Consider the following 13,557-nt stretch of genomic DNA (forward strand, 5'->3'; position numbering starts at 1 on the left):
ATCGGGAGGCGGGGCGGAAGCGGCTCGGTGGGACGGAAAGGCGCGCCGGAGCGGCCCGGCTCGGTGGGCGAGAAGCGGCACGGAAGCGGCCAGGCTCCGTCGGCGGGAAGCGCAGCGGAAGCGGCACGGCTCCCTAGGCGGGAGACGGGACGAAAGCGGCCCGGCCCAGGGGCGGGAGACGGGACGGAAGCAACCCGGACCAAGGGGCGGGAGACGGCACGGAAGCAGCCCGGACCAAGGGGCCGAAGGCGCGGCGGACGCGGCACCGCTGTGTAGGCGGAACGTGGGACGGAAGCAACCCGGACCAGGGGGCGGGAGACGGCACGGCAGCAGCCCGGCCCAGAGGGCGGGAGACGGCACGGCAGCAGCCCGGGCCAAGGGGCCGAAGGCGCGGCGGACGCGGCACGGCTCTGTAGGCGGAGCGTGGGACGGAAGCGGCGCGGGTCGGTGGGGCGGGGGACGCGGGGGCGCCGCCGCCCCGGAGGGGAGGGCGGCGGCGCCTGGGTCATGGGCCCCGGGCTAGGAAGTCGACCAGGAGCCCGGTAGGCGGTGGGTGGGTTGGACCCAGCCTGTGGACAGGGGGCGGGGGGAGGTAGTTGGTTCTGTGCCTCGGAGGAGGGCCAGGAGGACGACCGTGACGGCGGCGAGTTGTTCCGGGTCGGGGTCGCCTCGTACGACGCGGATGGGGTGGTCCTCGGCGTCGCTCATACCGGCTGGTTCCCGTGCTTGCGGGACGGGATCGTGGCGTGCTTGGCGCGCAGCATCGCCAGGGAGCGGATGAGGACGGCCCGGGTGTCCGCGGGGTCGATGACGTCGTCGATCAGGCCGCGCTCGGCGGCGTAGTAGGGGTGCATCAGCTCCTCCTGGTACTGCTGGATGCGCTGCGCGCGCGCCGCCTCCGGGTCCGGCGCCGCGGCGATCTCACGGCGGAAGACGACGTTCGCGGCGCCCTCCGCGCCCATCACCGCGATCTCGTTGGTGGGCCAGGCGAAGGTCAGGTCGGCGCCGATGGACTGGCTGTCCATGACGATGTACGCGCCGCCGTACGCCTTGCGCAGGATCACCGAGATCCGGGGGACGCTCGCGTTGCAGTACGAGTAGAGGAGCTTCGCGCCGTGGCGGATGACGCCACCGTGCTCCTGCTCGCGGCCCGGCAGGAAGCCCGGGACGTCGACGAGCGTGACGAGCGGGATGCTGAAGGCGTCGCAGGACTGGACGAAGCGGGCCGCCTTCTCACTGGCGTTGATGTCCAGGACGCCGGCGAAGGAGGAGGGCTGGTTGGCGACGATGCCGACGACATGGCCGTCGAGCCGGGCCAGGGCGCAGATGATGTTGGTGGCCCAGCCCGCGTGCACCTCGAAGACCTCGCCGTCGTCGACGATCTCCTCGATGACGGGACGCATGTCGTACGAGCGGCCGGGGTCGCCCGGCACCAGGTCGAGGAGGGCCTCGGAGCGCCGGGTCGGTGAGTCGTCGGGGCGTACGGCCGGCGGCAGTTCGCGGTTGTTCTGCGGGAGCATGGAGAGGAGGTAGCGCACTTCCGCGAGGCATTCGGCCTCGTCCTCGAACGCGAAGTGCGCCGCGCCCGAGACCGTCGCATGGACGTCGGCGCCGCCGAGCTGGTCGTGGCTGATCTGCTCGCCGGTGACGGCCTGCACGACGTCCGGGCCCGTGATGTACATCTGTGACGTGCCGCGGACCATGAACACGTAGTCGGTGAGCGCCGGCGAGTAGGCGGCGCCGCCCGCGCAGGGGCCGAGCATCACGCTGATCTGCGGGATGACCCCGGAAGCGGCCACGTTGCGGCGGAAGATGCCGCCATAGCCGGCCAGCGCGGTGACGCCCTCCTGGATGCGGGCGCCGGCGCCGTCGCTGAGGGCGACCAGCGGCGCGCCCGCGGCGAGCGCCAGGTCCATCACCTTGTGGATCTTCGAGGCGTGCGCCTCCCCGAGGGAGCCGCCGAAGATCCGGAAGTCATGGGCGTAGACGAAGACCGTGCGGCCCTCGACCGTGCCCCAGCCGGTGACCACGCCGTCCGTGTAGGGCCGCTTGTTCTCCAGGCCGAAGCCGGTGGCACGGTGCCGGCGCAGCGGCTCGACCTCCTGGAAGCTCCCCTTGTCGAAGAGCAGTTCGAGGCGTTCGTGGACGGTCAGCTTGCCCTTGGCCCACTGCTGCTCGGTGGCGCGTGGACCGGGCCCCTCACGCACGGTCTGTTTGACCAGGTCGAGCAGGGCCACGCGGGAGCGGGGGTCGGGGCGTGGCGGCGGCTGGGTCATGGGGGCGAGTGAGGTGGTGTCCTCGGTCACGGTCATGGGTCACCCATCCAGGTGGCTCAGGGTATTCGGACCGTCAATTCAAACCGGGCGGTCCGGCAAGGGGCCACAGCGATCACCCCCTATGGTCGGCGGCGGCCCCCTATTAAGGGTGGCGGACGGGGTCGAATAGGGGTTGGTGGGGCGTTGCCCGGCATCTAGAACTGTCCGAACGAGGCCAGTTCGCGACAAGACGGGTGCTGCGATGACAACGGCGATGGTATTCCCGGGAATGGGGCCGACACGCTTCCGGGAACTCGGGCGCTTCCTCCTTCTCGATTCCCATGCCAAGAAGCTGCTTGCGGTCGCGGACGACGTCCTCGGCCATTCCCTTTTCGACGCGTTCCGGGAGAGCGAGGACGAGTACGCCCCGGCGGCGCAGGTCGCCTTCATGGTGGTGTGCACGGCGCTCGCCGAGCGGGCCCGCGAGGACCTCGGCGCCGAACCGGCGGAGTGCGCGGGGCCCAGCTTCGGCGAGAAGCCCGCGGTCGGCTTCAGCGGCGCGCTCGACTTCGCGGACACGGTGCGGATGACGGCGGGGCTGGCGCGCTGCACCGCGGAGTACTTCGCGCGCGAGCACCGCGACGTGGTGACGCAGTCGTTCGTCCGGGCCCCGGCCGAGGGGCTGCGCGAGCTGTTCGCGGGCATGGACGCCCGGGGCGCCTGGCACGAGGTGGCCTGCCGCCTCGACGAGGGGTTCCAGATGGTGTCGGTGCACGAGGCCGAACTGGAGGCCTTTCAGCGGGAGTTGCGGGCGATCGGCGCCCTGCCCCTCTACGTGATGCGCCCGCCGATGCACTCCTCCCTGTTCACCGGGCTGCGCGAGCTCGCGGCCCGCGAGGTCATCGACGCCCTGCCGCTGCGCGACCCGGCGCTGCCGGTGATCGCCGACCAGGACGGCACCGAACTGACCACCGCCGCCGAGCTGCGTCAGATGCTCCTCGACCACTTCGTACGCCCCGTCGACTGGCCCGCGACCCTCGACGCGCTCAAGGCCCGCGGTGTCGAACGCCTCGTGATCGCCGGCCCGGACGCCCTGTTCGGCCGCGTGGAGTCGGCGACCTCCCGCTTCGAGGTGGTCCCGGTGTCACCGGAGCGCACACTGCGCGCGCCGTCGGCCCGGCCCGCGAGTGCCGTGACGGCCGCGGCGGGGGTGTGACATGACGACCCAGGTCTCCCCCGGCCGCGAGGAACGACTGACGGCTGACGAGGGCGAGTTCGCGGGCAGCCTGCACGGGCTGTTCCTGCGCGGGCTCGCCGTCTCGCGCGAGCGCGAGTGCTTCCGGGTCGACGGGCGCGGCACCACCTACGCGGAGGCTCACCGGGCGGCGCTCGCGCTCGCCGGGGCCGCCGTCGAGGCGTGCGGCGGTGTGCCGCGGACCGTCGCCGTGCTCGGCAGCAAGAGCGGCGAGGCGTACACCGGGCTGCTGGCCGCGCTGTACCTGGGCGCACGGGCCGTACCGCTGCACCCCGACTTCCCCGCCGCGCGCAACCGGGCCGTCCTGGAGGCCGCCGAGGCCGACGTCGTGATCGCCGACGACCGGGGCGTGGCGGCGTACGAGCGGATCGGCATGGCGGGCGTGCCCCTCGTCGCGGCCGGCGCGCGGACCCTGCCGGGCACGCCGCTCGACGCGCCCCGCGTGGTGGACCCGGAGGAAACCGCCTACATCCTGTTCACGTCCGGCTCGACGGGCCGCCCCAAGGGCGTGCCGACCACCCACCGCGCCGCTGACAGCTACTTCCGTACACAGCACGGGCGGTACGGCTTCGGGCCCGACGACGTCTTCACGCAGACCTTCGACCTCACCTTCGACTGCGCGATGTTCGACCTGTTCTGCGCCTGGGGCGCGGGCGCCCGGGTGGTGCCGCTGCCGATGCGGGCGTACCGGGCGCTGCCGGAGTTCCTCGCCGAGGAACGCGTGACGGTGTGGTTCTCGACCCCGGCCGCCATCGCGCTGGCACGCCGGTCGAGGGCGCTGGCCCCGGGCGCGCTGGACGGGCTGCGCCGGTCGCTGTTCGCGGGCGAGCCGCTGCACCGGCACGACGCCGAGGCGTGGCAGGCCGCTGCCCCGCACAGCACCGTGGAGAACCTGTACGGCCCGACCGAGCTGACCATCACCGTCACCACGCACCGCCTCTCGCCGGCCACCCCCGACGAGCGGTACGTCAACGGCATCGTCCCCATCGGGCCCGTGTACGAGACCCTCGACCACGTCCTGGTCGGCCCCGACGGCTCCACCGGCGGTGACGAGGGCGAACTGTGCATCGCCGGGCCGCAGATGTTCGACGGCTATCTCGACCCGGCCGAGGACGAGGGCCGCTTCCTCGACCACGACGGGCGGCGCTGGTACCGCACCGGCGACCGGGTGCGCCGCTGGCCGGACGGCGAGATCACCTACCTCGGCCGCGCCGACGACCAGGTGCAGGTGCAGGGCTGGCGCGTGGAGCTGTCCGAGGTCAGCCACGCCCTGCGCGCCCTGGACGGGGTGGAGGACGCGGTCACGGTCGCCGTGCCTGTGGCCGGCAGCCACGAACTGGTCGCCTTCTACACCGGCCGGGCCGCCCAGAGCGCCCTGCTCGCCAAGGAGTTGACCGCGGACCTGCCCAAGGCGATGGTGCCGCGGCTGCTGACGCACCTGGACGAGTTCCCGATGAACGCCAACCGCAAGATCGACCGCTCCGCCCTCAGGTCCCGCGCGCAGACGCTCCTGGACCGCGGCACCCCGAGCCGACCCGACGCCGATCCTGCCACGGACCACTAAGGAGAGACCCCGTGGACGAGAACCTGACCAAGGACGCGACGCTGCTGCACCACCTCGTCGACGCCCAGGCCGCCGCGCGCCCGCAGGACGTCGCCGTGCGCGACGCCCGGGACTCCTGGACCTGGGAGCAGCTCGCGGCGCAGACCCGGGCGGCCGCCGACTGGCTGCGCCGGGCCGGTGTGACGCCGGGCGACCGGATCGTCGTACGGCTGCCGAACGTGCGCGAGACGACGGCGCTGCTGTACGCGGCCTCCCGCGTCGGCGCCGCGCTGGTGCCGATCAGCGCCGAGATGAAGGAGTTCCACCTGCGCGCGGTGATCGCCGACTGCGAGCCGCGTCTCGTGGTCGTCGCGGACGGCGTGGGCGAGTGGGCGTCGGGCCTGACCGAGCGGCCGGTGCACGAGGTCGGCGCGCTGTGGTCCGAGCTGGCGGCCGACGGGGACACCGCCGAGGCCGGCCAGGCCGCCGACACCCCGGCCGTGCTCATCTACACCTCCGGCTCGACCGCCACCCCCAAGGGCATCATCTGCCCGCACGCGCAGATGCTGTTCGCCGCGCGCTCCATCAACGAGGTGCTGGGCTACCGCGCCGACGACACCGTCTTCGTCCGCGTCCCGCTCTCCTTCGACTACGGCCTCTTCCAGGTGCTGCTGTGCGCCGTGTCCGGCGCGAGCCTGGTCCTCGCCGACTCCGAGGCGGACTCCAAGCTGCACATCCTCATCCGGGAGAGCGGCGCCACCGTGCTGCCGCTGGTGCCCTCGCTGGGCGGCCCGCTGATCCGGCTCGCGCAGCGCGACCCGCGTCCGACCCGGCTGCGCATGTTCACCAGCACCGGCGCGGCCCTCGAGCAGCGGATCATCGACGGCCTGTGGAAGTGCTTCCCGGGTGCCCGGGTGGTGCGGATGTACGGCATCTCGGAGTGCAAGCGCATCACGATCATGCCGCCGGACCAGGACCAGGAGCGTCCCGGCTCGTCAGGTCTGCCGATCCCGGGCACGCGGGTGGCGATCCTCGACCCCGACGGCAACGAGGTGCCGGCCGGCGAGAGCGGCGAGATCACGGTGACCGGCCCGCACGTCATGGCCGGGTACTGGAACCTGCCGGAGATCACCGCGCGCACCTACCGCCCCGACGCCGAGTCCGGCGAAACCCGCCTGTTCACCGGGGACTACGGCCGGGTCGACGCCGACGGCTACCTGTACTTCGAGGGCCGCCGCGACGACATGTTCAAGCGCAAGGGCATGCGGGTGTCCACGATCGAGATCGAGGGCGCCGCGATGGACATCCCGGGTGTGCGCAACGCGGCCGCGCTGAAGCCGACCGCCGACCGCGACCTGATGATCTTCGTGGAGTCGGACGAGCTGACCCCGCAGGCGGTGCTGCGCGAACTGGCCACCCGCCTGGAGGCCGTGAAGGTGCCGGCGCTGTGCAAGGTGCTCGACGCGTTCCCGCTGACCTCGAACGGCAAGAACGCCAAGCAGCAGCTGGCCGCGCTGCTCGACGCCGAGGGCGCCAAGTGACGACGTCCACGGGTACGGCCACGGGTACGGACACGAGCAGGGCCACGGGTACGGCCACAGGTACGGTCACGGCCGCCGAACAGGCCGCGCTGGACCGGGACTTGGTCGCCCGGTACGGATCGCCGCTGTACGTGTACGACCTCGACCGGGTGGCCCGGGCCCGCGCCGATCTGCGCGCGGCCCTGCCCGAGGGGGTCACGCTCTACTACTCGCTGAAGGCCAACCCGCACCCGGGCCTGGTCCGCGCGCTGCGCGAGGGCGACGGCGGCTGCCGCGCCGAGGTGTGCTCCACCGGCGAACTGGCCTCCGCCCTGGAGGCCGGGCATCCGGCGGGGTCGATCCTCTACTCCGGTCCGGGCAAGACGGCCGGTGAGCTGGCCGTGGCGCTCGCCGCCGGGGTGCGCACCTTCTCCGTGGAGTCGGCGGGCGACCTGCGCCGGCTGGGCGCGCAGGCCGTGCGCCACGGGGTGGTGGTCCAGGTGCTGCTGCGCGTCAACAGCGCGGCGGCCGCGGCGACCACGAGCATCCGGATGACCGGGACGCCGTCGCAGTTCGGCATCGACGCGGAGACCCTCCCGGCCCTGCTGCCGGCCCTCCTCGACGTACCGGGGACGGAGGTGGCCGGGGCGCACTTCTTCCCGTTGTCCAACTCCAAGGACGAGGACAGCCTGATCGCCGAGTTCGAGGCGACCATCGAGCAGGCCGCGAAGCTGGAACGCGAACTCGGTCTCCCGCTGCGGATGCTGGACATCGGCGGCGGCTTCGCGGCGCCCTACTCGGTGCCCGGCGACCGGCCCGTGTACCCGAACCTGCGGGCCGCCCTGGAGAAGGCCCTGGACACCCGGCTGCCGCGCTGGCGCGAGGGCGCACTGGAGATCGCCTGCGAGTCGGGCCGGCACCTGGTCGGCGACAGCGGGCGGCTGCTGACGACCGTCACCAACGTCAAGGAGAGCCGGGGCCGCGTCTTCGCGATCCTCGACGCGGGCATCAACACCCTCGGCGGCATGGCCGGCCTCGGCCGGCTGCTCCCGCTGTCCGTGGACCCGGCCCACCACCGCACGGGCGACCCGATCCCCGTCAGTCTGGCGGGCCCGCTGTGCACCCCCGGCGACCTGCTGTCGCGCTCGGTGCGGATGCCGGCGCCGGAGCCGGGCGACGTGCTCGCGGTGCCGAACATCGGCGCCTACGGCCCCACCGCCAGCCTGCTCCTCTTCCTGGGCCGGCCGGCCCCGGTGGAGGTGCTGCTCAGCGGCGGCGAGGTGGTCTCGGCCTCGCGCCTCGCCACGACCCGTACCGAAGTCGCATAACCCACACTGGAGTTCAGTGACCATGACCGAGTCCGCCGCTCAGCCCGCCCACGACCCCTCCGGACAGCCTTCGCCGGCAGTCGAGTCGACCGGTATGCCCAGGGCCGCCCAGGAACGGCGGCTGCTCAGGCTCGTCGTCGAGCAGGCCGGGGCGGCACTGCGCGCGGCGGGCCGGGAGGCGGACGGGGAACTCGATCCGTCGCTGCCCTTCCTGCAGCTGGGACTCGACTCGCTGGCCATCGTCGACCTGCAGCGGCGGCTGTCCGCCGCGACCGGCGTCGACCTGCCGGTGTCCATCGCCTTCGACCATCCCACCCCCCGGGCGCTCGCCGGCCGGCTGCTGCGCGAACTGCTCGGCGAGGCGGCGGACGAGACGGACGCCCTGGACGGGTACGAGGGCCGGGACCCGGCCGAGCCGGTCGCGATCGTCGGCATGGCCTGCCGCTACCCGGGCGGCATCGCCTCGCCCGGTCAGCTGTGGGAGCTGGTCGCGGCGGGCGCCGACGCGATCGGTCCGCTGCCCGAGGACCGCGGCTGGGACGTGGCGGGACTGTACGACCCGGACCCGGACGCGCCGGGCAAGACGTACGCGCGCGAGGGCGGATTCCTCTACGGCGCCGCCGAGTTCGACGCCGACTTCTTCGGGATCAGCCCGCGCGAGGCCGCCGCGATGGAGCCGCAGCAGCGGCTGGTGCTGGAGACGTCGTGGGAGGCCCTGGAGCACGCGGGCGTCGACCCGACCGCGCTGCGTGGCAGCACCACCGGCGTGTTCGTGGGCGCCGAGCCCCAGGAGTACGGCCCGCGTCTGCACCAGGCCCCCGAGGGCTTCGAGGGGCACCTGCTGACCGGCGGCGCCACCAGCGTCATCTCCGGTCGCGTCGCCTACGCCCTGGGCCTGGAGGGCCCGACCCTGACCGTCGACACGGCCTGCTCGTCGTCGCTGGTCGCGCTGCACCTGGCGGCGCACGCGCTGCGCTCGGGCGAGTGCTCGCTGGCGCTCGCGGGCGGGGTGGCCGTGATGTCGAGCCCCGGTACGTTCACGGCGTTCAGTCGGCAGCGGGGCCTGGCCCCGGACGGCCGCTGCAAGCCGTTCGCGGAGGCCGCCGACGGCACCGGCTGGGCCGAGGGTGTCGGCTTCCTCGTCCTGGAGCGGCTCTCCGACGCCCGCCGAAGGGGCCACAAGGTCCTCGCGGTCCTACGGAGTTCGGCCGTCAACCAGGACGGCGCGAGCAACGGACTCACCGCCCCGAACGGCTCCGCCCAGCGCCGCCTCATCCAGCGGGCGCTGGCCTCGGCGGGCCTGACGGGCGCCGACGTCGACGCCGTCGAGGCCCACGGCACCGGCACCCGCCTCGGCGACCCCATCGAGGCGGGCGCCCTCCTCGCGACCTACGGACAGGACCGCGCCGAGCCCCTGTGGCTGGGCTCCGTCAAGTCGAACCTGGGGCACGCCCAGGCCGCCGCGGGCGTGGCCGGGGTCATCAAGATGGTGGAGGCGCTGCGCCACGAACTGCTGCCGCGCACCCTCCACGTGGACGAACCCTCGTCCCGGATCGACTGGTCGGCCGGTTCGATGGCGCTGCTGACCGAGCAGCGGGCGTGGCCGGCCGGGGACCGGGTGCGGCGCGCGGGCGTGTCGTCGTTCGGGATCAGCGGCACCAACGCCCACGTGATCGTCGAGGAGGCACCCGCCGAGGAGCCGGCGACGACGGCCGCGCCGACCGCGACACCGTCACTGCCGGTGGTGCCGTGGATCGTGTCCGGCAGGACCGACGAGGCGCTGCGCGCCCAGGCCGACCGGCTCGCCCGGCACCTGCGCGAACACCCCGGCCTCTCCGCCGAGTCCGTGGCGTCGGCCCTCGCGGGCCGTACGGCGTTCCCGCACCGCGCCGCCGTCGTCGCGGCCGACCGGGAGACCCTGCTGTCCGGGGTCGAGGCCGTCGCCCGGGGCGAGGCCCCGCTGCGCGGCGAGCCGGCCGGCGGCCCGCTGGCGTTCCTGTTCACCGGGCAGGGCAGCCAGCGCATCGGCATGGGCCGCGAACTGTACGAGACCTACCCCGAGTTCGAGCGGGCCTTCGACGAGGTGTGCGCGGCGCTCGACGTGTATCTCGAACGCCCGCTGCGGGACGTCGTGTTCGGCGAGAACGGGCTGTACGGCGAGGCCGGCACCGAACTCGACGCCACCCACTACACCCAGCCCGCCCTGTTCGCCCTGGAAGTCGCCCTGTTCCGGCTGCTGGAGGCCTGGGGCGTGCGGCCGGACGTGCTGGCCGGGCACTCGATCGGTGAGCTGGCGGCAGCGCACGTGGCGGGGCTGTGGTCGCTGGACGACGCGGCGCTGATCGTGTCCGCGCGCGGCCGACTGATGCAGCAACTGCCGGCCGGGGGCGCGATGGCCGCCATCCAGGCCACCGAGGACGAAGTCCTGTCGGTCCTTCCCGAGGGCACCGGGATCGCCGCCGTCAACGGCCCGATGTCGGTAGTCGTCTCCGGCCCCGAGGCGGGCGTGGACGAGGTCGTACGACACTTCTCCGAGGCCGGCCGCAAGACCAAGAAGCTCACCGTCAGCCACGCCTTCCACTCCCCGCTGATGGAACCGATGCTCGCCGAGTTCCGCCAGTTCGCCCAGGTACTGAACCCGATGCGGCCGAGCATCCCGCTCGTGTCCACGCTGACCGGGCGCGAGGTGTCGTACGAGGAGCTGGCCGACCCCGAGTACTGGGTGCGGCACGTCCGCGGGGCGGTGCGGTTCGCCGACGCGGTCCGCACGCTCGAAGAGCAGGGCGTCCGCACGTTCCTGGAGCTCGGTCCGGACGCCGTGCTCACGGCGATGGGCGCGGAGTCGGTGACCGAGGGGCAGCTGCTGGCCGCCCTGCGCCGCGGGCACGGCGAGCCCGGCACGCTGGTCGGCGCGGTCACCGCGCTGCACCTGCGCGGCGTACCGGTCGACTGGTCCGCCTACCTGGGCCCGGACCGGGAAGCCGTGCCCCTGCCCACCTATGCCTTCCAGCGCAGGCGCTACTGGCTCGACGCCCTGGACGACGGCCCGGCCGACCCGGCCTCCCTCGGACTCTCGGACGCCGAACACCCGCTGCTGGGCGCCGCGCTGACCGTGGCGGGCTCGGAGCGCCTGGTCCTCACCGGCCGCCTCTCGGTGCGTACGCACCCCTGGCTGGCCGACCACGCGGTGGGCGGCGCGGTGCTGCTCCCCGGCACGGGATTCGTCGAACTCGCGGTACGCGCCGCCGACTTGGCGGGCTGTGACAGTGTCGAGGAACTCACTCTTCAGGCGCCGCTGGTCCTGGCGGACGCCGAGTCGGGCGTCGAGATCCAGCTCGTGGTCGAGGAGCCGGGGCCGGACGGCCGCCGCCCGCTGACCGTGCACTCCCGCACGGCCGACTCGGACTGGACCGCGCACGCCCAGGGCCTGCTGGCCCCCGCGGCCGCGGCCACCGCGACCGACTCCCCCGACGTCTGGCCGCCGCAGGGCGCCGAGCCGCTCGACGTGACCGGCGCGTACGCCCGTATGGACGCCCAGGGGTACGGCTACGGACCCGCTTTCCAGGGCCTGCGCGCGGCCTGGCGGCAGGGCGCGGAGCTGTACGCCGAGGTCGCCCTGCCCGACGGCGTGGACCCGGCCGGCTACACCCTGCACCCCGCGCTCCTGGACGCGGCCCTGCATGTCATCGGCCTCGACGAGGAGATCGCCGGTCCCGAACTCCCCTTCGCCTGGACCGATGTGACCGTGCGGGCGGCCGGGGCGACCGCGCTGCGCGTGCACGTCTCCCCGGCCTCCTCCGGCGTTCGGCTGCACCTGGCGGACCCGGCCGGCGCGACGGTCGCGACGGTCGGCTCGCTGGTCCTGCGCCCCGCGGCGGACGGGGCCCCGGCCGGCCGGACGGTGCCGCTGTACCGGGTCGAGTGGACCCCGGTCCAGGGTCCGACGGTGGACACCGCCGGGTTCGAGGTCGTGTCGGGCGCCACGGTGGGCGAGGTCCTCACCTCGCTGCAGGCTTCGCTCGCGGGCGAGGCACGGTCGCTGGTGGTGACCCGGGGGGCGGTGACGCCGGCCGCCGGGAACACCGGTGGCGACACGGACCTGGAGCAGGCGGCGGTGTGGGGACTGGTGCGCTCGGCGCAGGCGGAGCACCCGGGCCGGATCGTGCTGCTGGACGTGGCTGCCGACGCCGCCGTTCCCGACGTACTGCCGGACGGCGAGCCGGAGTTGGCGCTGCGCGGGACCGAGTGGTTCGTGCCGCGCCTGGTCAGGGAGAGCGCGCCGACGGACAGCGGCTCGTGGTCCACCTCCGGCACGGTGCTGGTGACCGGCGGCACCGGCGGCCTGGGCGCGCTGACGGCCCGGCATCTGGTGGCCGAGCACGGGGTGCGGGGTGTGCTGCTGGTGGGCCGCCGTGGCGCGAGCGCACCGGGTGTCGACGAACTCGTCGCCGCACTGCGCGAGTCGGGTGCCGAGAGCGTGACGGTGGAGGCCTGTGACGTCTCCGACCGTGAGGCGCTGGCCCGGCTGCTGGACGCCCACCCGGACGTCACGGCGATCGTGCACGCGGCGGGCGTCCTCGACGACGCCACCTTCGACTCGCTCACGCCGGAGCGTCTGGAGTCGGTGTGGGCGCCCAAGGCCCTCGCGGCCCGGCACCTGCACGAGCTGACGGCCGACCGCGACCTCGACGCGTTCGTCCTGTACTCGTCCGCCGCCGCCACCTTCGACGCCCTCGGCCAGGCGAACTACGCCGCCGCCAACGCCTACTTGGACGCGCTGGCCGCACACCGCCGCGCCCAGGGACTTCCCGCGCTGTCGCTGGCGTGGGGCCTGTGGGACCCCGAGGCCGGTGGCATGGCGGCCGGTCTCGCCCCCGCCGACGTGTCGCGCGCCGCGCGGGCCGGAACCCCCGCGCACGGCGTGGCGGCCGGCCTGGCGATGCTGGACGCGGCCGCTGAACTGCCGGACGCCCCGGCCCATGTCCTGGCCCTGCGCCTCGACCAGCAGGCGCTGACGCGGCGCGCCCGCACGGAGGAACTGCCCCCGGTCCTGCGCGGACTGGTCCGCACGCCGACCCGCCGTACCGCCGGTTCGGCCCTCGCGGAGTCCGGTTCCCTGGCGGAGGAACTGGCCCGCCTCGGCGCGGCCGACCGCGAACGGCGCCTCCTCACCCTCGTCCGCACGCATGTCGCGGCGGCCCTCGGCCACGACGGCCCCCAGGCCGTCGACCCGGAACGCGGCTTCGGCACCCTGGGCTTCGACTCCCTGGCGGCCGTCGAACTCCGCAACAAGCTGGGCGCGGCGACCGGGCTCCGGCTCCCCGCCACCCTCACGTTCGACTACCCGAACGCGACGGCCGTGGCCCGCTACCTGGACGAACAACTCGGCGGCTCCGATGAGACGTTGGCGGTCGATTCGCGGGTCGAGCGGCGGGATGCGCCCGGGTCGGACGACCCGGTCGTGATCGTCGGCATGGCGTGCCGCTACCCCGGCGGGGTCACCTCCCCGGAGGGTCTGTGGGGTCTGCTGGCCGCCGGTGGCGACGCGGTCTCCGCGTTCCCGTCCGACCGTGGCCCGCTGTGGCAGGAGTCGTACGACCCCGACCCGGAGGCCCCCGGCAAGACGTACGTCAACCAGGGCGCCTTCCTGGACGGC

The 13,557-nt window shown here is 74.1% G+C and carries 7 protein-coding genes; 5 read left to right on the forward strand and 2 right to left on the reverse strand.

The annotated features are described in order from the left end of the window. Positions 1-519: 519 nt before the first annotated feature. The gene (locus IPZ69_RS48025) at positions 520-708 is read right to left on the reverse strand and encodes an acyl-CoA carboxylase subunit epsilon (RefSeq protein ID WP_374295990.1); all 189 of its coding nucleotides are present in this window, start codon (positions 706-708) and stop codon (positions 520-522) included. Then, positions 705-2,312: an acyl-CoA carboxylase subunit beta gene (locus IPZ69_RS43950; protein WP_374295993.1), complete on the reverse strand. Its 1,608-nt coding sequence runs from the start codon at positions 2,310-2,312 to the stop codon at positions 705-707. Before IPZ69_RS43950 ends, IPZ69_RS48025 begins: the two co-directional genes overlap by 4 nt. Positions 2,313-2,544: 232 nt before the next feature. Here IPZ69_RS43950 and IPZ69_RS43955 point away from each other — a divergent pair, with 232 nt between their 5' ends. From IPZ69_RS43955 to IPZ69_RS43975, 5 genes are all read left to right on the forward strand, one after another. After that, positions 2,545-3,471 (forward strand): ACP S-malonyltransferase, encoded by a 927-nt coding sequence (locus IPZ69_RS43955; protein ID WP_235460517.1) that lies wholly within the window; start codon positions 2,545-2,547, stop codon positions 3,469-3,471. Position 3,472: 1 nt separating this feature from the next. Next, the gene (locus IPZ69_RS43960; protein WP_235460518.1) at positions 3,473-5,074 is read left to right on the forward strand and encodes an AMP-binding protein; all 1,602 of its coding nucleotides are present in this window, start codon (positions 3,473-3,475) and stop codon (positions 5,072-5,074) included. A gap of 11 nt (positions 5,075-5,085) precedes the next feature. Further along, complete coding sequence (locus IPZ69_RS43965) at positions 5,086-6,594, forward strand: AMP-binding protein (RefSeq protein WP_235460519.1); 1,509 nt, start codon at positions 5,086-5,088, stop codon at positions 6,592-6,594. Between the two features lie 89 nt (positions 6,595-6,683). After that, positions 6,684-7,901, forward strand: a complete 1,218-nt coding sequence (locus IPZ69_RS43970) for an alanine racemase (RefSeq protein WP_235460522.1) — start codon at positions 6,684-6,686, stop codon at positions 7,899-7,901. 22 nt (positions 7,902-7,923) lie between these two features. Further along, positions 7,924-13,557, forward strand: a 5,634-nt coding sequence (locus IPZ69_RS43975) for a type I polyketide synthase (RefSeq protein ID WP_235460520.1), incomplete at its 3' end; no start/stop codon positions are given.

The organism is Streptomyces olivochromogenes (assembly GCF_021538895.1).
Lineage (GTDB): Bacteria > Actinomycetota > Actinomycetes > Streptomycetales > Streptomycetaceae > Streptomyces > Streptomyces olivochromogenes_A.